The 21944-nt window shown below is 67.5% G+C and carries 24 protein-coding genes; 14 read left to right on the forward strand and 10 right to left on the reverse strand.

The window, feature by feature from the left end; all coding sequences use genetic code 11:
• The first annotated feature begins 12 nt into the window (after positions 1–12).
• The 4 genes from WKW77_RS06155 (at position 13) to WKW77_RS06170 (ending at position 3557) form a co-directional block, all read left to right on the forward strand.
• Positions 13–876, forward strand: coding sequence for a fumarylacetoacetate hydrolase family protein (locus WKW77_RS06155; protein WP_340355958.1), 864 nt, complete (start codon positions 13–15; stop codon positions 874–876).
• A gap of 97 nt (positions 877–973) precedes the next feature.
• The gene (locus WKW77_RS06160) at positions 974–1945 is read left to right on the forward strand and encodes a Bug family tripartite tricarboxylate transporter substrate binding protein (RefSeq protein ID WP_340355959.1); all 972 of its coding nucleotides are present in this window, start codon (positions 974–976) and stop codon (positions 1943–1945) included.
• 10 nt (positions 1946–1955) lie between these two features.
• Positions 1956–2534: an amino acid synthesis family protein gene (locus tag WKW77_RS06165; RefSeq protein ID WP_340355960.1), complete on the forward strand. Its 579-nt coding sequence runs from the start codon at positions 1956–1958 to the stop codon at positions 2532–2534.
• A gap of 21 nt (positions 2535–2555) precedes the next feature.
• Positions 2556–3557 (forward strand): zinc-dependent alcohol dehydrogenase family protein, encoded by a 1002-nt coding sequence (locus tag WKW77_RS06170; RefSeq protein WP_340355961.1) that lies wholly within the window; start codon positions 2556–2558, stop codon positions 3555–3557.
• Positions 3558–3587: 30 nt separating this feature from the next.
• Here WKW77_RS06170 and WKW77_RS06175 read toward each other — a convergent pair whose 3' ends face one another.
• Positions 3588–3755 carry a hypothetical protein gene (locus tag WKW77_RS06175; RefSeq protein WP_340355962.1) on the reverse strand — a complete coding sequence of 56 codons (168 nt, stop codon included), beginning with the start codon at positions 3753–3755 and terminating at the stop codon, positions 3588–3590.
• A gap of 250 nt (positions 3756–4005) precedes the next feature.
• Here WKW77_RS06175 and WKW77_RS06180 point away from each other — a divergent pair, with 250 nt between their 5' ends.
• The 10 genes from WKW77_RS06180 (at position 4006) to WKW77_RS06225 (ending at position 14295) form a co-directional block, all read left to right on the forward strand.
• The gene (locus WKW77_RS06180; RefSeq protein ID WP_340355963.1) at positions 4006–4380 is read left to right on the forward strand and encodes an SMR family transporter; all 375 of its coding nucleotides are present in this window, start codon (positions 4006–4008) and stop codon (positions 4378–4380) included.
• A gap of 35 nt (positions 4381–4415) precedes the next feature.
• A complete protein-coding gene (locus WKW77_RS06185) occupies positions 4416–5840 on the forward strand; it encodes a UbiA family prenyltransferase (RefSeq protein WP_340355964.1) in 1425 nt (474 codons plus the stop codon).
• A 17-nt stretch (positions 5841–5857) separates the two neighbouring features.
• Positions 5858–7519 (forward strand): glycosyltransferase family protein, encoded by a 1662-nt coding sequence (locus WKW77_RS06190; protein ID WP_340355965.1) that lies wholly within the window; start codon positions 5858–5860, stop codon positions 7517–7519.
• 161 nt (positions 7520–7680) lie between these two features.
• Positions 7681–8943: an aromatic ring-hydroxylating dioxygenase subunit alpha gene (locus tag WKW77_RS06195; protein ID WP_340355966.1), complete on the forward strand. Its 1263-nt coding sequence runs from the start codon at positions 7681–7683 to the stop codon at positions 8941–8943.
• A 2-nt stretch (positions 8944–8945) separates the two neighbouring features.
• On the forward strand, positions 8946–9419 hold the full coding sequence (locus WKW77_RS06200) for an aromatic-ring-hydroxylating dioxygenase subunit beta (RefSeq protein WP_340356201.1): 474 nt from the start codon (positions 8946–8948) through the stop codon (positions 9417–9419).
• A gap of 13 nt (positions 9420–9432) precedes the next feature.
• On the forward strand, positions 9433–9747 hold the full coding sequence (locus WKW77_RS06205) for a non-heme iron oxygenase ferredoxin subunit (protein WP_340355967.1): 315 nt from the start codon (positions 9433–9435) through the stop codon (positions 9745–9747).
• A 26-nt stretch (positions 9748–9773) separates the two neighbouring features.
• Positions 9774–11027: an NAD(P)/FAD-dependent oxidoreductase gene (locus WKW77_RS06210; RefSeq protein WP_340355968.1), complete on the forward strand. Its 1254-nt coding sequence runs from the start codon at positions 9774–9776 to the stop codon at positions 11025–11027.
• A gap of 36 nt (positions 11028–11063) precedes the next feature.
• Positions 11064–12425, forward strand: a complete 1362-nt coding sequence (locus tag WKW77_RS06215; RefSeq protein WP_340355969.1) for an MFS transporter — start codon at positions 11064–11066, stop codon at positions 12423–12425.
• A 14-nt stretch (positions 12426–12439) separates the two neighbouring features.
• A complete protein-coding gene (locus WKW77_RS06220; RefSeq protein ID WP_340355970.1) occupies positions 12440–13150 on the forward strand; it encodes a fumarylacetoacetate hydrolase family protein in 711 nt (236 codons plus the stop codon).
• Complete coding sequence (locus WKW77_RS06225; RefSeq protein ID WP_340355971.1) at positions 13147–14295, forward strand: cupin domain-containing protein; 1149 nt, start codon at positions 13147–13149, stop codon at positions 14293–14295. Before WKW77_RS06220 ends, WKW77_RS06225 begins: the two co-directional genes overlap by 4 nt.
• Before the next feature lie 8 nt (positions 14296–14303).
• On the opposite strand, the gene WKW77_RS06230 is transcribed toward WKW77_RS06225, so the two are convergent.
• The 9 genes from WKW77_RS06230 to WKW77_RS06270 all read right to left on the reverse strand — a co-directional run bounded on the left by WKW77_RS06230 (position 14304) and on the right by WKW77_RS06270 (position 21859).
• Complete coding sequence (locus WKW77_RS06230) at positions 14304–15236, reverse strand: LysR family transcriptional regulator (protein ID WP_340355972.1); 933 nt, start codon at positions 15234–15236, stop codon at positions 14304–14306.
• Positions 15237–15292: 56 nt separating this feature from the next.
• On the reverse strand, positions 15293–15709 hold the full coding sequence (locus WKW77_RS06235; RefSeq protein WP_340355973.1) for a GFA family protein: 417 nt from the start codon (positions 15707–15709) through the stop codon (positions 15293–15295).
• A gap of 14 nt (positions 15710–15723) precedes the next feature.
• Positions 15724–16194, reverse strand: coding sequence for an SRPBCC domain-containing protein (locus tag WKW77_RS06240; RefSeq protein ID WP_340355974.1), 471 nt, complete (start codon positions 16192–16194; stop codon positions 15724–15726).
• Position 16195: 1 nt separating this feature from the next.
• On the reverse strand, positions 16196–16510 hold the full coding sequence (locus WKW77_RS06245) for an ArsR/SmtB family transcription factor (RefSeq protein WP_340355975.1): 315 nt from the start codon (positions 16508–16510) through the stop codon (positions 16196–16198).
• Positions 16511–16601: 91 nt separating this feature from the next.
• Positions 16602–16931 carry an FHA domain-containing protein gene (locus WKW77_RS06250; protein WP_340355976.1) on the reverse strand — a complete coding sequence of 110 codons (330 nt, stop codon included), beginning with the start codon at positions 16929–16931 and terminating at the stop codon, positions 16602–16604.
• Between the two features lie 81 nt (positions 16932–17012).
• Complete coding sequence (locus WKW77_RS06255; RefSeq protein WP_340355977.1) at positions 17013–18305, reverse strand: MFS transporter; 1293 nt, start codon at positions 18303–18305, stop codon at positions 17013–17015.
• Entirely contained in the window at positions 18305–18757 is a 453-nt protein-coding gene (locus WKW77_RS06260; protein WP_340355978.1) for a MarR family winged helix-turn-helix transcriptional regulator, read from the reverse strand. The genes WKW77_RS06255 and WKW77_RS06260 overlap by 1 nt, the downstream gene beginning before the upstream one ends.
• A 137-nt stretch (positions 18758–18894) precedes the next feature.
• Positions 18895–19851, reverse strand: a complete 957-nt coding sequence (locus WKW77_RS06265) for a DUF5996 family protein (RefSeq protein WP_340355979.1) — start codon at positions 19849–19851, stop codon at positions 18895–18897.
• A 109-nt stretch (positions 19852–19960) separates the two neighbouring features.
• Positions 19961–21859: a hypothetical protein gene (locus WKW77_RS06270; protein WP_340355980.1), complete on the reverse strand. Its 1899-nt coding sequence runs from the start codon at positions 21857–21859 to the stop codon at positions 19961–19963.
• Between the last annotated feature and the right edge of the window lie 85 nt (positions 21860–21944).

A 21944-nucleotide genomic window follows, 5' to 3' on the forward strand; every position in this document is an offset into this window, starting at 1 on the left:
AGTCCCTCAACCATGAAGCTACTTTCCTTTGTCCACCAGGGCCGCGAGACCTGGGGCGCCGTCGTCGGCGACAGCGTCGTCGATCTGGGCCGCGCGTTCCCGCAGCATGCGAGCCTGGCCGACTACATCGCGGCGGACGGCCACAAGCAGGCCGCGCAGCATGTGGAAGGCCTCGCGCCGGTCGCGAAGCTCGCCGACATCACCTACCTGCCCGTGATCCCGCGGCCCGAGAAGATCGTCTGCGCGGTGCGCAACTACATGGACCATCACCAGGAAGTGCTCGCGGCCGGCATGCAGCGGGAGCTGTCGGAGCAGCCGCCGATCTTCCTGCGCGTGTGGCGCTCGCAGTGCGCGCACGAGCAGCCGATCGTGCGTCCGCGCGTGTCGGAGTCGCTCGACTGGGAGGGGGAGCTTGCGGTGATCATCGGCCGTGGTGGCCGCGACATCGCGGAGGCCGACGCCTTCGACCACGTGGCCGGCTACGCCTGCTACAACGACGGCAGCGTGCGCGAGTGGCAGTTCCACGCCAAACAGATCGCCTCGGGCAAGAACTTCGAATCCACCGGCGGCTTCGGGCCGTGGATGGTCACCGCCGACGAGATCGCGCCGGGGCGCGAACTCAAGCTCGAAACGCGGCTCAACGGCGAAGTGGTGCAGAGCAGCCACACCGGCCACATGATCTTCAGCATCCCGAAGCTGATCAGCTATGCCTCCACGATCTTCACGCTCGTGCCCGGCGACGTGATCGCGACCGGCACCCCGGCGGGCGTGGGCTGGAGCAAGAAGCCGCCGCGCTTCATGAAGCCCGGCGACGTGTGCGAAGTCGAGATCGAAGGCATCGGCGTCCTGCGCAATCCGATCGTGCAGCAGGCCTGAGCCTCGCGTCCGAAGTCCCCGGCGGGGTGCCGGGGCACGCGGCACGCGCAGGCGGCGCGGCGCGATCCATCGATAGAAACAAGAACGGAGACACACCATGCGGCGCAGAGCATTTCTCGCTGCAGGCCTCGGCCTTGCCTGCACAGTTTCGACGGTTCCCGCCTGGTCACAGGCTTACCCGGATCGGCCGATCCGGATCTATCAAGGCTTCGCGGCCGGCGGCAACGCCGACACCATCGCGCGCGTCGTCGGCGCCGAGATGACCAGGACCCTCGGCCAGCCTTTCGTGATCGAGGCACAGACCGGCGCCGGCGGCACCATTGCCGCGACCACGGTCGCACGCGCCAGGCCCGACGGCTACACGCTGCTGCTGGCGACCGGAGGCCATGCGGTCGCCGGCGCGCTCTACAACAAGCTCGCCTATCAGACCGTCAGCGACTTCCAGATGATCTCCACGGTCACCTATTTCCCCTTCCTGATCGTGGTGCGCGCGGATTCGCCCTATCAGAGCCTCTCGCAATTGCTTGGGGCCGCCCGCGCCGACGCCAAGGGCGTGTCCTACGGCTCGGCCGGCGTCGGCTCGACGCACCACCTGGCGGGCGAACTGCTCGTGCGCAGCGCCAAGGCCGAGATCCTGCACGTGCCGTACCGCGGCGACGCCGCCTCGGTCACGGCGCTGCTGGGCGGCGAGGTGCCGATGATCATCGCGCCGCCGACCGCGGTGATGACCAACATCAAGGCCGGCAAGCTGCGCGCGCTCGCCACCACGGGCGCGCAGCGCTGGAGCGCGATGCCCGAGCTGCCCACGGTGGCGGAGCAGGGTGTGGCAGGCTACGAGGTCACCTCGTGGGCCGGCCTGATGGCGCCCGCGGGCACGCCGCGGCCGATCGTCGAGCAACTTCGCGGCGCGGCACTCAAGGCGCTGCAGGTGCCCGATGTGCGCGCCCGGCTGGAGGACATGGGCGGCGAGGCACGCGGCAGCACGCCCGAGCAAATGACCGCGATGGTGAGCACGGAACTCCAGAAATGGACGACCATCGTCAATGACGCACACATTCCCAAACAGTGAGGTTCCCCCGATGTCCCTGATCGAGATCCGCAAACGCAGCCTGAACGTCGAGACCATCTACCACGAAGGCGGTCCGCCGGCCCCGACGCCGCTGAAGCTGGCCGCCGCCTGCGCGGTCGTCCGCAACCCCTATGCGGGCCGCTACGAGCCCGACCTGATGCCGTTCATGGCCGAGCTGCGCACGCTCGGCACCTTGCTCGCGACCGAGCTGGTCGAGCTGCTGGGTCGCGACAAGGTCGAGGTCTACAGCAAGGCCGCGATCGTCGGCGTGAACGGCGAACTCGAGCACGGCGCGGTCTGGCACGAGGCCGGCGGCTGGGCGATGCGAGAGGTGCTCGGCGAGCCCAAGGCCATCGTGCCTTCGTCCAAGGCCGTCGCATCGGCCGGCTACCGGCTGATGGTGCCGCTGCACTACATCCACGCGGCTTACGTGCGCAGCCACTACAACTCGATGGAGATCGGTATCCAGGATGCGCCGCGCCCCAACGAGATCCTGTTCGCGCTGCTCATGGGCACCGGTGGCCGCGTGCATGCCCGCCTCGGTGGCCTGACCAAGGAGAAGGTCTCCGTGCACGACGGCCAGCGCTGAACGCGCCGAGGAACAGAGAGCATGCAGACGATGCAAGCCATTCAGGTGCGGGTGCCGGGCGGACCCGACGCGCTCGAGCAGGTCGAGCTGCCGGTGCCGCAGTGCGGACCCGGCCAGGTGCTGGTCCGCGCCGCCGCGATCGGCGCCGGCGGCCCGGACGTCCTGATCCGCAACGGCACCTACAAATGGATGCCGCCGTTGCCTGCGATTCCGGGCAACGAGATGGCCGGCACCGTCGTGGCCGTCGGCAGCGGCGTCGATCCCGCGCGCGTTGGCGAGCGCGTGTTCGTCAGTTCGCGCGAGCTGCCCGAGCGAGGCGGTTGCTACGCGCAATACATCGCGGTGCCGGCCGACGCGCCGTTCGCGCTGCCGGACGAAATCAGCGATACCGACGCCTGCAGCCTCGGCAACCTGCAACTGGCCCAGGCCATGCTGCTGGGCACCAACGGCGGCCTGCCGGTGCGCTCGATCCTGGTGCTCGGGGCCGCAGGCGGCGTCGCGACCGCGCTGGTGCAACTCGCGCGCCATCACGGAATGACCGTGATCGGCACCGCTTCCACGCCGGCCAAGCAGGCGCATGCGCTGGCCCACGGCGTGACCACGCTGGTCGACGGCGAGCCGACGGGTCTTCCGGCCCGTGTGCTCGAAGCCACCGGCGGTCGCGGCGTGGACCTGGCCTTCGATCACGTGGGCGGCGAGTTGCTGATCGCCTGCATCCGCTCCCTCGCGCCGCTGGGCACCGCGATCTCCTACAACATCGCCGGCGGGCCGCCTTCGCGCGACGTGTTCATGGAACTGCGCTCGCTGCTCAGCAAGAGCCTCGCGGTGCGGACCTTCTCGATCCACACCTTCGACCAGGATCGCTCGCAGCGGCGGGGCCTGATGGAGAGCGCCATCGCACTGATGCGCAGCGGCGCGGTCAAGGCGCCGCCGACTCAGGTGCATCCGCTGGCCGATGCGCGCCGCGTGCACGAATTGCTCGACGCCGGATCGACGCTCGGAAAACTGGTCCTCGCACCTTGAACGCCATGCCGCCTGGGAGCGGGCGGCAGGCTAGAACCGCCCTGTAGCGCGCCGCTGGACCGCCGTCTTGGCCGGCGGTTTCTCGGCCGGCGCCGCCGCGTCCTTCCGGGGCGCGCGCTTGGCGGGCTTGCGCCGTCCCTTGAGAGACTCGATCAGGGACAGGGCACCCTTGTCGAACTTCGCGTTTTCGTCGGGCATGGCGGCGGCCCTCCGTGTGCTGAGTTGACGAGATTTTCCCTTCGAGGCCGGATCCGGCGCAAGGAGCCGAGCGCTCCTCTCTTCACCGAGGACCCCTCTGCGTCAGACGCCACCGGGGCGTTCGTCGTCCATCGTCCTACGTGCCCTTGCCGCACCCGTCGGAACCATCGCCGGATGCCATGAACTCGATGCATGGCGTGTCCCCGTTCGATATCCACTTCCGGCTCGCCGTGCGCGCCGCTCTCCGCACATGACCCTCGGCACGTTCTCCATCATCCTCTCCGGTGTTCTTCTCAATTCGGTCGCTCAGTTGCTTCTCAAGGCCGGGGCCAGGGCGATCGGCCCGGTGTCGCTGACGAGCGGCGCATCGCTGGCGTCGGCCGTGTTCGGGGCGAGCACGCAGCCCTGGATCGCGCTGGGACTCGCGTGTTACTTCGTGAGCGCCGGCCTGTGGATCGTGGCCCTGACGCGGGTCGACGTCACGGTCGCGTATCCGCTGCTGTCGCTCGGCTACGTCATCGCGGCGGTGCTCGCATGGCAGATCTTCGGCGAGCAGCTCACGTCGACGCGGCTGTTCGGCATCGTCATCATCCTTGCCGGCGTGCTGGTTCTGGCCCGCGGCTGAACCCGGCCACTGCCGAGAGCCCGGGAGATGCTCCCTTGAACGCCACCAGCACCCTCTACGTCGACCTCGACGGTTCGCTGATCGCCACCGACCTGCTGCACGAATCGCTGCTGAAGCTGCTGCGCGCCTCGCCGCTCGCGGTGCTGAACCTTCCGGCCTGGTGGATGCACGGCAAGGCCTTCCTCAAGCGCCAGGTGGCGTCGCGCGTCGACATCGACGTGACGACGCTGCCGTATCGCCCCGAGGTGCTCCAGTTCGTCCGCGACGCACGGGCCGCCGGCTGGCGCATCGTGCTGACCACGGCGAGCGACTTCAAGTTCGCCCGGCGGATCGCCGAGCACCTGAAGATGTTCGATGCGGTGCTCGCTTCCGACGGGGAGCGCAACCTGGGCGGCCACCGCAAGCTGGCCGCCATGCAGGTCGATGCGGCGGGCGGCAGCTTCTGCTATCTGGGCGACCGGGCGGTCGACCTGGAGGTCTGGCGCGGCGCCGACAGCGCGGTGGTGGTCAGCCGGTCCGCGTCGCTGGTCCGGCGCGCGGCACGCGAGACGCGTATCGACGCACACATCAAGCCGGGGTCCACCTCGCTGGCGCGCTATCTGTATGCGATACGCCTGCATCAGTGGCTCAAGAACGTGCTCGTCTTCCTGCCGTTGATGCCGGTGCTGCACGAGCTTTCCTGGCGCATCGTCTCCGACGCCGCGCTGGCCTTTATCGCATTCGGCTTCATGGCTTCGGGGATCTACATCATCAACGACCTGCTCGACCTGGATTCGGATCGCCGGCACAGGCGCAAGCGGCTCAGGCCGTTCGCCTCGGGCGAGATCCGCGCATCGACGGGGCTGGCCATGTCCGCGGCCCTGTGCGGTGCGTCGCTGCTGCTGTCGCTGCTCCTGCTGCCGGCCAGGTTCGTCGAGGTCCTGCTCGCCTACCTGGTGCTGACCACGAGCTACTCCTTCTTCCTGAAGCGGCGCGCCATCGTCGATGTCTTTTCGCTGGCCGCGCTGTACACCGTGCGGGTGGCCGCCGGTGCCGCCGCCACCGGCCTTCCGCTCTCGTTCTGGATCCTGTCGTTCTCGCTCTTCGTCTTCCTGAGCCTTGCGCTCGCCAAGCGCTACGTCGAGCTGAACGGATCGCAGGCCGAGGTCAGCCAGATGGAGAAGGACCGCAACTACCATCCGGTCGACCTGCCGCTGGTGTTGTGCGCCGGCGTGGCCGCCGGCCAGATGGCCGCGCTGGTGCTGAGCCTCTACCTGCAGGACCAGCAGATGCTCGAACGCTACAGCAACCCGGTCTACCTCTGGATCATGGTGCCGGTGTTCCTGTTCTGGATCGTGCGCATCTGGCTCAAGGCGGTGCGCGGCGTGCTGCATGACGATCCGGTCGTGTTCGCGGCGCGCGACTGGGTCAGCCGCCTCGCCGTGGCGATCGCCGCAATGGCGCTGTGGGTGGCGGGGTAGGGCGCCCGATGCCGCGGATGATGAAAGCCGTGTCGCTGGCAGGCTGCGCGGTCCTGGGTCTTCTGGCGCTGCTGGTGGCGATGGCCATGGCCCAGCAGCCTTTCGCGACGAACGACGGGCCCGTCCACCTGGCCTTCGCGGACCTGATCGCGCACCTCCACGACGATCAGGGCCGTGCGCTCCAGCGCGAGGCGTACCGGGTCGACCTGCGGCTCACGCCCAACCTGCTGCCGTACCTGTTGATGGCCGGGCTGGTCGAGCTCAGCTCGGTGCGCATCGCGGAGTCGATCGTCCAGCTCCTGTGCCTGCTGGCACCGACGATCGCGGCGTGGTGCGCGCTGCGCGCGATCCGGCGGGACAACGCCTGGCTCGCGATCTTCGTCTTTCCGCTGTCGCTGAACCAGTTGTTCTTCCTGGGCCTGTACAACTACTGCCTGTCGACCGCCGTGTTCTTCCTCGTCGTGGCGGCCTTCTGGAAGCTGCAGGAAGCGCGATCGCTCGCGTGGTCCGTGGGCCTTGGCGCCTTGCTGAGCCTCGAGCTGACGACCCATGCGGGCGGCTTCGTGGCGGCGATGGCGGGCGTGGGTGCCCTCACGGCGGGGCATGTGGCGCTTGCATGGCGGCGCGAGCGGGCGGGTCCGGTCGCCGCCCTGATGCAGCAGTGGCGCGCCATCCTCGCGATGCTGATTCCCCTGCCGCTGCTGTGGATGTCGCTGTCCGAATCGGCCGGCACGCCGGTCCTGTTCGGGCCGGGCCCGTGGGAACGCGCCATCAGCGCCGGCCGGCTGAGCATCCTGCGGCAGACCGGGGGCGCCGACTCGATCATTGCGCTGGCCCTGAGCCTGGGCCTTGCGGCCTCGCTCGCCTGGGCCGTCGTCCGGATCATCCGACAGGGGAGCCGCCTGCCGGATCGCGCGGTCGACGCCATGGTCGCCACGCTGGCCGCTCTGGCGGTCTCGGTCGTGCTGATGTTCGCTTTCCCGGACACGATGGGCGGCGGCTGGACGCACTTCTACCGGCTCATCCTCTTTCCTTATTTCTGGATTGTTCTGCTGCTGGCCCAGCAATCCTTCTCCGCTCGTGCGGCCTGGGGCCTGCTGGGATTCGTGAGCGCGGTCTCCTTCGCGCTGCTCGGAAGCACGATGAAGAACGAAGCGCTGGTCCGCGCGCAGATGGAGCCGTTGCGGCAGGTCGACCGGCTCGTGGGCGCGCATTGCACCGTCCTGCCCGTCGTGCTGGAAAGCAGGCCGGTCGATTCGACCGGCGGCGCCATTGCGACCACGCGCATGCCGTACTTCCAGAACGCGAGCCGGCTGGAGGCGCACGATGACCGGCTGGTCCTGTTCAACTACCTGGCGCGCCTGCCCAACTACCCGGTGCGCTTCCTGCCGCAGGTCGAGCCGCAGCGCCTGATCTTTCACTGGCCGCCTCACTACCGGGGAACGACCTTCGATGCGGTGGACGTCGCCGGTTTCGAAAAGGCCTCGGGCATCCCCGTGGACTATCTCTTGCTGATCGGCGATCCACGGCGGCAGGAAGGCGCGCTCGGGGAGGGCCTGCGCCTGCTGACTGCGCCCTCGCAGCCGCTCTTCGCCAGCCCGGACCATCGGGTCAGCCTCTACCTGCGACCTCGCCAGCCGAACAGCCGCTGCGTGCCGGCGCCTGCGGGGGAGCCTTGATCGGGAATCCTCACTATTTCTCTTTGTGATGTAGCGAATCACGTACGCCGCATTGACGGAATATTGCGCGAAATCAATGATTCGTCCCAGGCCGCCGGGTAGTGCGGCCGAACATCAAAGCCAAGGCGACCTTCAGTGGCTGCCCGTAGCAAGGAGACCCCATGAGCGAATGCCCCGTCACGGTGTTCCCGCCCCGCATCCAGTGGGAAAGCGATGGAACCAGCCGGATTCCCTTCCAGGCCTACACCGACGAAGCGATCTACAGGAAGGAACTCGATCGTTTCTTCTATCGAAACCACTGGTGCTATGTCGGCCTCGAAGCCGAAGTCCCGAATGCCGGCGACTTCAAGCGCACCGTGGTCGGCGAGCGCTCGGTCATCATGGTGCGCGACAAGGATGGATCGATCCATGTGGTGGAGAACGTCTGCGCGCATCGCGGCATGGCCTTCTGCCGCGAGCGGCACGGCAATCGCGAGAGCTTCACCTGCCCCTACCACCAGTGGAACTACACGCTCTCGGGCGACCTGCAGGGCGTGCCCTTCCGGCGCGGTGTGAAGCAGGACGGCAAGGTCCACGGCGGCATGCCGGCGGACTTCAAGCCTGACGACCACGGGCTCACCAAGCTCAAGGTCGCCACGCGCGGCGGCGTCGTGTTCGCGTCGTTCGACCATGAAGTCGAATCGCTCGAGGACTTCCTCGGCCCGGTGATCCTCGGCTACTTCGATCGCCTCTTCAACGGCCGCAAGCTCAAGATCCTCGGCTACAACCGCCAGCGCATTCCGGGCAACTGGAAGCTGATGCAGGAGAACATCAAGGACCCGTACCACCCCGGGCTGCTCCACACCTGGTTCGTGACCTTCGGGCTCTGGCGTGCGGACAACAAGTCGCAGCTGCTGATGGACGAGCGCCACCGCCACGCGGCGATGGTGTCGACGCGCGGCGCGGCCGGGAAGGCCGATCAGGTGACGCAGGTGTCGAGCTTCAAGGACAGCATGCAGCTGCACGATGCGCGCTTCCTCGACATCGTGCAGGAGCCCTGGTGGGACGGGCCGACCGCGGTGATGACCACGATCTTCCCGAGCGTGATCTTCCAGCAGCAGGTCAACAGCGTGTCGACGCGGCACATCCAGCCTGACGGCCATGGCGCCTTCGATTTCGTCTGGACGCACTTCGGCTTCGAGGACGACACCGAGGAGATGACCCAGCGGCGGCTGCGCCAGGCGAACCTCTTCGGCCCGGCCGGCTTCGTGTCGGCGGACGACGGCGAGGTCATCGAGTGGTCGCAGGAAGGTTTCGAGACCAAGCCCTTCCATCGCACCGTCGCGGAACTCGGCGGGCGCGAGGTGGGCGACACGGATCACATGGTGACCGAGACCCTGATCCGCGGCATGTACGAGTACTGGCGCAAGGCGATGGAGGCCTGATGATGGAATTCCAGGACTACTTCGAACTCACGCAGCTCTATGCCGAGTACGCCTCGGCGCTCGACCGGGCCGACTGGGATGCATGGCCCGAATTCTTCACCGACGACTGCGTCTACAAGCTGCAGCCGCGCGAGAACCATGAGCGGGGCTTTCCGCTCGCGACCCTCGCCTTCGACAGCAAGGGCATGCTCAAGGACCGCGTCTACGGCATCCGCGAGACGCTGTTCCACGACCCGTACTACCAGCGCCATGTGGTCGGCGCGCCGATCGTGCGCAAGACCGATGCGGATGGGCGCATCCATTGCGAGGCCAACTACGCGGTGTTCCGGACGCGGCTGTCCAAGGAAAGCACGGTCTTCAACGTGGGGCGAACGATCGACGAGGTCGTGCGCACCCCCGAGGGGCTCCGGTTCGCATCGCGTGTCGTGGTCTACGACAGCGAAATGATCCCGAACTCGATCATCTACCCCATCTGAAGAGAGGCACTCCATGACGATCAACTGGGTTGACGCGGCCGCACACGACGAGGTGCCGCAGGAAGACGTGATCGGTCTGGCGGTGGCCGGACGCGACATCGCGCTCTACAGCGTCGAAGGCGAGGTGTTCGCCACCGACAACATCTGCTCGCATGGCCACGCACGCCTGTGCGACGGCTTCCTCGAAGGCCACGAGATCGAGTGCCCGCTGCACCAGGGCAAGTTCGATGTGCGCACCGGCAAGCCGAACTGCGCGCCGGTCACCGAAGCGATCCGCAGCTATCCGGTGAAGGTCGAAGGCGGCCGGATCTGGCTCGCGATCGAGTAGTTCTTCTCCACTTTTCCGAGGTCTACATGGACACCATGGCAATGGGTGTCGCGGCCGGCGTTCGCCCGGACGCGACCATCGTGATCGTCGGTGCGGGACAGGCCGGCGGCTGGGCGGCGCAGACCTTGCGCACCGAAGGCTTCGGCGGGCGCATCGTGCTCCTCGGCGACGAGGCGCATGTGCCGCACGAGCGGCCGCCACTGTCGAAGGCGCTGCTCGCGGGCGAGGCCGCAGCGGAGAGCACCTGGCTCTTCAAGGAAGCCGCGTTCGCCGCGCTCGATCTCGACTGGCGGCCCGCAACGCGCGTCGCGCGCATCGACCGTGCAGGCAAGCGGATCGAACTGGCCGATGGCGAACCGCTCGCCTACGACAAGCTGATCCTCTGTTCCGGCGGACGCGCCCGCCCGCTGGCGGTGCCGGGCGCCGATACGGCGCGCATTCACACGCTGCGCACCATCGGCGATGCAGAGCGACTGGGTTCCGCGCTCGGCAGCGCGCGCAGTCTCGTGGTGATCGGCGGCGGATGGATCGGCCTCGAAGTGGCCGCGACGGCGCGCAAGAAGGGCCTCGACGTGGTGGTGCTCGAATCGCAATTCCGCCTCTGCGAGCGCAGCGTTCCGGCGCAGGTGTCGGCGCACCTGCTGGCGCTCCATCGCGCGCACGGTACGCGAGTCGTGCTCGACGCGAAGGTCAAGGCCTTGGGCATCGATGACGATGGCCGCTCGACGGTCGAACTCGGCGACGGCGAGACATTGCGCGCCGATGCGCTCTTCGCCGGCGTCGGCCTGATCCCGAACGACGAGCTGGCCCGCGAGGCAGGCCTCGAATGCGACGGCGGCGTGCTCGTCGACACGCGCTGCGTGAGTTCCGATCCGGACATCCTCGCGGCCGGCGATGTCGCGGTGACGCCCAACCGCTGGGCCGGTCGCCGCCTGCGCCTGGAGTCCTGGCAGAACGCGCAGGAGCAGGGCATGGCCGCCGCGCGCTCGGCGCTCGGGCAAGACGTGGACCATCAGCCGCTGCCGTGGTTCTGGTCCGACCAGTACGACATGAACCTGCAGATCTACGGCATGCCTGCGGCGACGGATCGCGTCGTGATGCGAGGCCAAGCGGATGCGGGCAGCTTCCTGCTTTTCTACCTCGATGGCGAGGTGGTCAAGGCAGCGATCGGCATCAATGCCGCGCGCGACCTGCGATTCGCGCGCCGCCTGATCGAGCAGCGCAAGGCGGTCGACGCGGCGCGGCTGGCCGACCACGACGTGGCGATGGCCAGGATCTGACACACGACTCGAGAACGACCACGGAGACAACGCTTCATGCGAAAGATCAACATTCACGCGCTGGCCGACGAGGCCCGCTTCAACGGATTCCACCTGCGGGTCCTCATCATCTGCGCGCTCATCATCATCTTCGACGGCTACGACCTCGCCGTCGTGGGCGCGGCGCTGCCTTCGATCATGAAGGACCTTCACGTGGACCCGACCCACGCCGGCTTCATGGTGAGCTCGGCCCTGTTCGGAATGATGTTCGGGGCGATCGTCTTCGGTACGGTCGCCGATCGCATCGGTCGCCGCTGGACGATCGCGATCTGCATCCTGCTGTTCAGCCTGTTCACGGCGGCGGCGGGCCTGACACGGGACCCGCTCGTCTTCGGCATCGCGCGCTTCTTCGCAGGCGTCGGCATCGGCGGCGTCATGCCGAACGTGGTGGCGCAGATGACCGAGTATTCGCCCCGGCGCATGCGGGCAACGCTCGTGACACTGATGTTCAGCGGCTATGCGGTCGGCGGCATCGTCGCGGCCGTGCTCGGCAGGGGGCTCATCGAGACCTACGGATGGCAATCGGTGTTCTTCGCCGCTGCGCTTCCGGTCGTGCTCATCCCGCCGATGCTCCGGCTGATGCCCGAGTCGATGCCCTTCCTGCTTGCCAGGGGCAGGGTGGACGAATTGAAATCCATCGCCGGGCGCCTTGACCCGGGCTACCGCCCGCAAGGCGGCGACGAGTTCGTGGTGCCGCGCGAGGACAAGGCCGACAACGCGCCGATCCGGCATCTGTTCGCCGAAGGCCGCGGCTTCAGCACCGTGATGTTCTGGGTCGCGTTCTTCATGTGCCTGTTCATGGTGTACGCGCTGAGTTCGTGGCTCACCAAGCTCATGGCCAACGCGGGCTACAGCCTCGGTTCGGCGCTCACCTTCGTGCTCGTGCTGAACGTCGGCGCGATCGTCGGCTCGGTTGGCGGCGGCTGGCTCGCGGACCGCTTCCACATCAAGGTCGTGCTCGCCGGGATGTACGCGCTCGCGGCTGTGTCGGTCACGCTGCTGGGCTTCAGGATGCCGACCGCGGCGCTCTACGTGCTGGTTGCGCTTGCAGGTGCTTCGACCATCGGCACGCAGATCGTGGCCAATGCCTACACCGGCCAGTTCTATCCGATGGCGGTCCGCTCGACCGGTCTCGGCTGGGCACTCGGCATCGGCCGCAGCGGGGCGATCATCGCGCCGATCCTCATCGGCCTGCTGGTCGGCATGAACCTGCCGCTCGAGCAGAACTTCCTCGCCATCGCATTGCCGGCGCTCGTCGGCATGGTGGCCGTGCTGCTGATCGATCACGACAAGTCGGCGTCGCATCGTGCCGAAGCCACACGCGCACCGCGGCGGCGCGCGAGCCCGGAACCCACCTGAAGAAAGGACAAGACATGAACCCACCCACCTACCTCTGGAACCCACCGCCGGTTCCGTCGATCGCCGTGCAAGGGCGCAGCGAACGCTACCCGGTCAACCGGCTCTTCTTCGTCGGCCGCAACTACCACGCACATGCGATCGAGATGGGGCGGCCGGTCGACAAGTCGGTCGAGGTGCCGTTCTATTTCACGAAGAGCCCGTCGACGCTGGTCGCCTCGGGCGCGACGGTCGCTTATCCGCCGGGCACGCGCGACTACCAGCACGAGATGGAACTCGTCGTCGCGATCGGCGCGCCCGGCTTTCGCGTGAGCGAAGAGCAGGCCGCTTCGCTGATCTACGGCTATGCCTGCGGCCTCGACATGACCCGCCGCGACCTGCAACTGGTGGCGCGCGAGAAGGGCCGCCCATGGGATCTGGGCAAGGACGTGGAGGATTCGTCCGTGGTCTCCGAGATCGTGCCGGCCCCCGGCGTGGTGCAGGGCAGCGGCGAACTCGTGATGACGGTGAATGGCGAGGTCCGCCAGAAGTCCGACCTGTCGCGGCTCATCTGGTCGATCCCCGAGCTGATCGCCGATCTCTCGAAGTACTACCACCTGCAGCCGGGCGACCTGATCTACACCGGCACGCCCGCGGGCGTCGGACCGGTGAAGCCGGGCGACCGCATCGAAGGCCGCGTGGCCGGCGTCGGCTCCATCGCGCTGAACGTCGGGCCGGAGCAGGCATGACCGCCGCCAACCCGAACGCTCCGCCGCCGTCGCCCGTGAGGCTCAGTGCGGTCCATGGTCCCGGGCAGCCGGAGCCCTCCGAAGCGCTCGAACGCCTCTATCGCGGATTCGAGCGCGAGTTGCTGGTGCCTCTGTGGACGGAGATCGGCGATCTCATGCCGCGTCATCCGAGGTCGAAGGCCAGTCCGCACCTGTGGCGCTGGGACCGCCTCGTCGAACTCGCGTCTGAAGCGGGCCGCATCGTGCCGGTCGGCCGCGGCGGCGAGCGGCGTGCGATCGCGCTCGCGAACCCCTCGCTGGGCGGCAGGCCGTTCGCCACGCCGACGCTCTGGGCCGCGATCCAGTACCTGATGCCCGGCGAAGATGCGCCGGAGCACAGGCACACGCAGCATGCCTTCCGCTTCGTCGTCGAAGGCGAGGGCGTGTGGACTGTCGTCAACGGCGATCCGGTGCGCATGTCGCGGGGCGACTTCCTGCCGCAGGCCGGCTGGAACTGGCACGCGCATCACAACGCTGCCACCGAGCCGATGGCGTGGATCGACGGGCTCGATATTCCGTTCTCGTACTACACCGAAAGCCAGTTCTTCGAGGTCGGGCGCGAACGCATCGGCGCCGCCGAAAAGAGCACGCCGGAGCGCTCGCGATCGGAGCGCCTGTGGGGTCATCCGGGCCTGCGCCCGCTGTCTCAGCCCGATTCGCCGTCGGCGACGCCCTTGCTGGCTTATCGCTGGGTCGACACCGACAGGGCGCTCGCGGACCAGCTCGCGCTGGAGCAGGAAGGCCACCAGGTCACGCTGAGTCCCGGGCATGCAGCGGTGCGCTTCACCAATCCGAGTACCGGCGGCGACGTGATGCCGACCATCCGCTGCGAGATGCATCGCCTCCGCGCCGGCGCCGAATCGCGCGTTCGGCGGGAGGTGGGCTCGTCGGTGTTCCAGGTGTTCGACGGCACGGGAACCGTGACGGTCGGTGAACGCGAGTGGGAAGTGGCTCGCGGCGACATGTTCGTGGTGCCTTCCTGGGCGCCCTTCACGGCCCGCGCGTCGCGCGACGTGCCGGGCCTGGACCTGTTCCGGTTCGGCGATGCGCCGATCTTCGAGGCACTGCACGCCCACCGGATGCAGATCGGCGAAGTGGGCGCGTAGAAGAAGCGTCAGGTCGAGATCGCGCCGACCCGGCCGCTGTCCTGCCCGAAGAGCTCGAACACCAGCTCCCTGAGCCATTGATGGATCGGGGAGCGATGCACCTTCGCATGCCAGAACACGTTGATGGCGACCTCGGGCAGCGCGGCGGGATGCGGGCGATAGCTCAGTTGGAAGGGTTCCACGAGGCTCGCGGCCAGCGTCTCGGTCACCGTCGCGACGAGGTCGGTCTCGCGAAGGATGTGGCCGACGCTCACGAAATGCGGCACCGAAAGGATGATGTTTCGATCCACGCCCGCGCGGCGCAGCAGATCGTCGACCTTGCCATGACCCGTCCCCGCCGAAACGATCGCAAGATGTTCGGCGGCCTTGAAGTCCGCCATCGTGATGCGCTTGCGGTCGAGCCGATGCCCGCGCCGGAACACGCACACATAGCGCTGGCGGAAGAGCTTTCGCTGGAAGAAGCCGCCCCGGAGTTGCGGCAGCGGGCCGATCGCGAGGTCGACCTTGCCGGACTCCATGTCGTCGCGAAGATTGGCGACCGAGTTGCGCACCGTGTTCAGGCGCACGCCGGGAGCGACTTCGCGAAGCCGCTTCAAGAGCGCCGGCAGGAACACGACCTCGCCGATGTCGGTCATTCCGATCGTGAGAAGGCGCTTGGCACTCGCCGGATCGAACTGCGGCTGCAGGTTCAGGCCGCCGTGGATCAGGCCCAGCGCCTTGCCGACCGGCTCGGCCAGTTGCTCCGCGAAGGGCGTGGGGACCATGCCGGCGCCGGTGCGGACGAAGAGGGCGTCGCCAAGCTGCCGCCGGAGCTTGGCGAGCGAGTTGCTGACTGCGGGCTGTGACACGCCGAGGGTCTCGGCCACCCGGGAAACGCTGCGTTCGACCGTCAGCTGATGGAAAAGGACGAGGTGGTTGAGATCAAGCTCTGTGAGTTCCATGCGCCGGTGTTATCACAGATCGTGATAAGGGGCAAACCGCCGTTGCGCCGATGTGCTCAGGCGGTCGGCATCCGCTCGAAGGCCTTCAGCGAGGGATCGATGGCATCCCACGTCAGCCCGCGCAGGCTGTACGTCAGCACCTGCGGCGCGAAGCGGTCCGGTTCGTCCAGGCTGGCCGCAGCGACTGCGATCAGGTCCGGCATCGCGGCAAAGCGCAGGTACACCGGCGTTCCGCAGACCGGGCAGAAGGCGTGGATCTTGATGTTGCCGCTGTCGCCGGCGACTTCCCATTGCGTGGCCTCGCCGGTGATCGTCATCTCGGCACGCGCGGGAAAGGTCAGGTAGGAACCGTGCCCGGTGCCGCTTCTCCGCTGGCAGTCGCGGCACTGGCAATGGTTCTGGAAGATCGGTGCGTGATTCGTCGCGTAGCGGATCGCGCCGCACGCGCATCCGCCGGTGTAGGGCTGGGTCATGGGCGGCTCCCTTTTCAAACCGGCTTGGGCCTGGCGAACACGTCGATGCCTTGCCCGGTTTCGAGCAAGGACTTGAGGCTCGAGAGAACGATCGGCCATCCCTGCGTGACGCCCTTGGCCATGGCGCTGCCGGTCTCGAGTTCGTCGTGCGTGACGGTCAGCCGCACCGTGTCCTCCCAGGGCTCGACCTCGAAGGTCACGCGGCTGTAGCTGTCGGGATCGGCGGCCTCCGACGGACTCGCCCAACTGATGACGAGCCGCGACGGCGGCGAAGCCTCGACCACCTTGCCGACGATGTTGACCGTGCGCTGCTCGTTGGCGCGCACATGCTCCCACGTGGATCCGGGCTTCCAGTCGGACACGTTCTCGTGGCCCCAGTAGCGCCGCGTCATCTCCGGCTTGGTGAGGGCCTCGAATACCTTCTCGGGCGTCGAGCGGATGTAGGTCACGTAGACGAAGCGGGTCTTCTCTTTGCTCATGGTCATGTCACTCTCCTTCGAGTTCCTTCTTCAGGTCGTGCAGCAGGCCGAGCCGCCGGCGTTCGAACTTGCGCACCCACCGCTCGTAGACCGCGTGCAGCGGCACCGGGTTGATGAAATGCAGCTTCTCGCGGCCGCGCCAGACGATGCTCACCAGATTCGCGTCCTCGAGCAGGCCGAGGTGCTGCGTCACCGACTGCCGCGCCATGTCGAGGTGCTCGCAGAGTTCGCCGAGCGTCTGCCCGTTGCTCTCGTAGAGCAGGTCGAGCAGCTTTCTGCGCGTCGGGTCGCCCAGCGCCTTGAATACCTTGTCAGCGTCCATCCGTTGCGTTCTTGCGTGGGCGAATAATATGCAGGCAAATACCTGCATGTCAAGCAGCGCACGGGCGCGCCGTGAACGCCCGGCGATGGACTCAGTTCGAGAGCGCCAGATCCTTCGGGAGCTCGAAGTGGGTGTGGCGTGTCAGGAAGCGGAGGCTGCAATCACCGATGCCGATCACATCCCCGTGCTGCAGTGCGCAGTGCTTCACCGGTCGGCCGTTGAGCAGCGTCCCGTTTCGGCTCGCCAGATCGATGAGCCAGGTGGTGGCCCCTTCGACGCGGAACTCCACATGGTGCCGGCTCACCTGGGGATGGTCGATCCGCAGGTCGTTGCTCGCATCGCGTCCGACGAGGGTCCGTTCGCCAGACAGTTCGATTTGTTTCGGGGCACTGTTCTTTCGCATCAGGAGCAAGCGCGACATGGGCGTGGACTCAATTCCGTAGCTTCAGGTGTAAGACTTAATGTTACATCAAAATGTAACCTAACTGCTTATACCGTTGAATTAAATCGTCCGAGAAATTTCGCCGCTCGGCTCCCCAGCCGCAGGATGAGACCCGATGCGCAGCCGATAACCATCGACCCACAGCCGCAGCCCGTGGTACTTGACGAGATGGCGCAGCCCGATCGCCGCGGAGCAGAGGCCAGCCGCAGCCGCCACCCCCATCGCCCAGCGCGGGCCGAAGGTATCGGCCACCCAGCCCACCACCGGCGCGCCGATCGGCGTGCTGCCCAGCAGGGTCGCCAGCAGGATGGCGATGACACGCCCGCGCAAGGCCGGCTCGGTGGAGAGCTGCACCAGGCTGTTGGTCGACGTGGTGATCGTCTGCGCGGCCACGCCGGTCACGATCAGGGCGATGCCGAAGCCGATGACGTTCGGCATCAGCGCCGCCGCTGTGCAGCTCAGGCCGAACACCGCCGAGCCCACGATCAGCAATCCGAAGCGCGGCTTGGCCCGACGCGCGGCCAGCAGCGCGCCCGTGACCGAGCCGATCGCCATCGTCGACGAGAGCAGGCCGTACTGGCTGGGGCCGCCGTGGAAGGCGCCGACCGACATCGTCGAGATGAAGATCGGGAAGTTCAGGCCGAACGTCGCCACGAGGAACAGCATGGCGAGGAGGGCGCGCAGATCGGGGCGGTTCCAGACGTAGCGGAAGCCGTCCATCAGGCCGGCCTTCTTCCGTCCCGCCGCGTCGTGCCGCTTGAACAGTTCGCCCCGGCGCAGACAGGCCAGCGAAATCAGCACCGCCACGAAGGAGAGCGCGTTGAGCAGGAAAGCCTCGCCGGGGCCGGTGGCCGCGATCACCAGCCCGGCCACCGCGGGCCCCACCATGCGTGCGGCATTGAATGAGGTGGAGTTGAGCGCCACGGCGTTGGCCAGTTCGGCATCCGACACCAGCTCGGCCACGAAGGTCTGGCGCGCCGGCGCATCGAAGGCCGCGACGCAGCCCAGCAGCAGCGCGAATACGTAGACGTGCCAGAGCTGCGCCATGCCGCTGACCGTGAGCAGGCCCAGTCCGAGCGCCAGCAGGCCCATCGAGGCTTGCGTGGCGATCAGCAGCTTGCGGCGGTTCAGCCGGTCGGCTGCGAGTCCGGTGAAGGGCAGCAGCACGAGTTGCGGGCCGAACTGCAGCGCCATCACGATGCCGACGGCGGTCGCGTTGTGGTTCGTCAGGTGCGTCAGCACCAGCCAGTCCTGCGCGGTGCGCTGCATCCAGGTGCCGATGTTGGACACCAGCGCACCGGCTGCCCAGAGACGATAGTTGCGAATGCCGAGGGAACGGAACGTGTTGCCCATCACGCCTCCAGCAGCCGCTGCAGCAGGCGAACGGCGCCGGCGAGCTGTTTCTGCTCAGTCGCGGAATAGCGTGCGGAGATGGTGCGCTGCAGCCAGTCCTCGCGCGCGGCGCGGACCTGCCGGAACATCTTGCGCGTCTGCGGCGTGATCGACAGCAGCGTGCGGCGGCCATCGACCGGGTCCGGCGCACCCTTGACCCAGCCGGCCTCCATCAGCGTGGACACGGTGGCGCCCATGGACTGCGATCGCACGCCCTCTGCCTGCGCGAGTTCGGTCACCGTGGCGCCGTCCTGGCGCTCCAGCCGCAGGAGCACCGCGCGCTGCGATTCGGTCCAGTCGGCGACGGAGGCTTCCTGCCGCAGGCGGCGGCGCAGCTGCCCGGCGAGCATGCGCAGTTCCACCGCGAGGGCGTGGGCGGTGTCGGTTTGGTGGTTGGCAAGGTCGGTGGACAAGCGCATTGCTCCTTGGGCGTGCATGCGGTCCTCCGCTGCCGGACGAGCGGCGGCATTGGACAGGAAGACTACGAAGTTTAGCTTCCTATCTTGTCCCTTGCCGGCGTACGGCGAAAGCCGTGTTCTAGGGTCCCTTCCTAGCCGTGAACCGGCCTCGGCCTGCCCGGCACGCCGACGCCGCAGGCCAGGCTGCGATCCCAGCCGGCGAGATCGGCGGCCGCGCCATAGCTGGAGGACAGGAATTCCAGCAGCGCCGCATCGGGATCCGCCGCCTTCCGCACGGCGTCGTAGGGCAACAGCCACTCGCCCATCGCATCGCTCCAGATCGCCTCGCCGGGACCGACGTTCGCCTGCCCGAACCCTGCCGGGGTCGGATAGGCATAGGAAAAGAACGCCGCATTCGGATACGCGTCGTTGCCGGGCCAGAAGCCGGCACTGCTGACCTCGTGCGAATAGGCTTCACGCGTCACCGGATCGGGCAGTCCCGGAAAACCGCCCGGATGCACCGGCGCCGCACGGCCCGAGAAGCGCGTGACCGCCAGATCGAAGCTGCCCCAGAAGAAGTGCACCGGGCTGCACTTGCCGAGGAAGCTGGTGCGGAAAATCTTGAACAGGCGATCGACCTGCACCAGCGCACGCCAGAAGCGATGCACCGCTTCCGCGTCGTAGGACGCGTGCATCTCGTCATCGGGAAAGCGGATCGGCGAGGGCAGCTCGTTGGGCACGACGTTGATCGTGACGGGGAACCCCGCCGTCTGCAGCTCGCGCATCAGGCGACGGTAGAAGGAGGCGACCGACATCGGCGCCAGATCGAAGCCGCCATCGGTTCCTTCGGAGCTTCGCACGACCAGCCGGTGGTCGACGAAGTCGAACTCGACCTCGACCATGCCGCCCCCGGCATGGATGGCCGAGGTGCCGAGTCCGCGCGCAGTGACGTACAGCGGCACCTGCCATCCATGGTTGAGCCAGGGCGACAAGGTCAGGCGGACCTTGCCGACGATCTGTGTCCACAGGTGCAGGGTCTGCAAGGTCTCCCGCCACTGCGCGTAGTCGAGGACGGGCCAGGAATTGCGGAGGGTGTCGGCTTGCTGCATGGTGGTTCCCCCGGGCAGTGCGAGGTCTGGATGGTAGATGCGTGACCCACCCGAAGCAATCGAATCCGCGCGGGCCGCCTCCCGCGACCCGCGCCGGTGCCCGCGATCTCTACTTGTGATAGTAGGTCTGGATGCTGCGGCGGTTCTGGTCGGGCGATTCGACCCACATCATCTGCGATGCGACCAAGGGGGCGTTCCCGAAGGAGAGGGTGGTCGAGATGGCGCCCGAGGCGTTCGGCAGCGCGGACTGCTCGACGTTGTCGATCGTGGCGTAGCCCGCGTCCGAGCGCTTCATCTGCACGTACGCCTGCGACAGCGGGTAGAGATTGCTCGCGCCGAACGGGATCGTGCCGCCGGTGGTGGGGAAGGCGTTGAACGCGCCGATCGTCGACGCATCGATCACCGGGAAGACACCCGACGCGCCAGCCTCCGCCAGCGTGAGCGGGCGCCGTTCGATCTTGAAGCGATAGATGCCGTCGCTCGGTGCGCTCGGCGACTTCACCAGCGTGTCGCTGCTGTCGTACGGGGTCAGCGTGTACTGCGCGTTGTCGGGGATGGCGGCGATCTGCGCATCGCTCATCCCGGCAGCGATGGTGTTGGCGCAGGTGGTGGCCAGCAGGTAGGTCTCGGTGCCGATGCCGTTGATCAGCCAGCGACCGCCGAGCGCAGGCTCCTCATAGCGCACACCCCCCGACGGCAGGCCCGGGCCCTGCACGATGATGTACTTGATGGGGGTGCTGCCGTCGTTGGTCTTCACGGGATCCTCGATGTTGAACTCCAGGCCCGTCTTCACGCAGTCCGCGCTGCCCGGCAGTCCATGGTGCTGCGTCGTGACCGCGAACCACTCGAGGTCGAGCGAGCGCTGGTCGCCGTGCAGCCGCCAGAGGCCGTCCGTCGGGCTCTTGCGCACCTTCCAGTTGTCGAAGCGGCCGAGCTCCACGCCGCTGCCCGTCCTCACGGAGAACGACAGGTGCGCGGTCACGCCGTTCGGGTTGTCGTAGTCGATCTGGCGGAACTCGATGTCGGTGAACGTGACGCCGACGAGCGCCGTGTTCGAGGTGAACTCGGCCACCGCGGTCGCGCGGTCCGAGTCGCTCCAGAGGAAGCCGCTGGTCATCAGCGGCGTCAGGTCCGCGCTCCTGGGCGATCCGTTCGTGAACTTCGCGGTGAAGTCCTTGAGCACCTGCCGCACGAGATCCTGGTCGGTCGCGCCGGACGCCACGTTGGCGTCGCTCAGCGTCGCGGGCGAGGTTTCCGCCGCGGCCTTGACCGCGAGCGCGTCCACCACCGCGATGGTGTTGAGCACGTTGGAGATGGTCGCGGTGTTCGCCGCGGTGTCGTAGCTCACGCGGATCACGTCGAGCGCCTTGTCGATCGGGTCGGACAGCGGCGTGAACGAGCTGTGCAGAAGATCGATGGCGGCGTCCACGCCGAGCGCGGTCAGCACCGGCAGCAGCTTCTCCTTGAGCTTGACGACTTCGGCATCGACCAGCGCCTTGTCCGCCAGGCTGCTGTTGCCGCTCTGGTCGAAGTTGTCGAAATAGTTCTGCGCGAGTTGCCCCGCGATGTTGGAGACGATCAGGTCGGTGAGCTGCGTGATGTTGATGCGGCCATTGAGATCGGCCTGCGTGGCGACCGAATGGACGATCGCACGCACGCCATTGGCCGAGCCCTCGGCGCGGAACACGAACGGCGCGGTCATGCCGCTCACATCGATCGAATAGCTGCCGTTGGTGCCGATCGGCGCGCTCCGGGTCGCGCCCAGTGCGTCCTTGACAGTGACGGTGCCGATGAGCGGCGCGCCCACCGCGGCGACGCCACTGATCTTGGCGCTCGTCTGCGTTCCGTTGCCATCGGAGCCGCTGCTGGCCGTGCTGGTGCTGGTTCCGGTTCCGGTTCCGAGCGCGGCAAGACCGCTGCTGCCCCCACCGCCGCCGCCGCACGCGGCCAGCGAGCCTGCCAGTGCGAGCACGGCACCATGAATTGCCCAACGCTTTGCTGATTTCATCGAACTCTCTTTCGTTCTTTGCAGGTTGTTGTTCTCGCCGTCACTCCCATCGAGCGACGGCCGACGAAGAGAGGCTACCGATGGC

Source organism: Variovorax ureilyticus (assembly GCF_037889935.1).
In the GTDB taxonomy this organism is placed as follows: Bacteria; Pseudomonadota; Gammaproteobacteria; order Burkholderiales; family Burkholderiaceae_C; genus Variovorax; species Variovorax ureilyticus.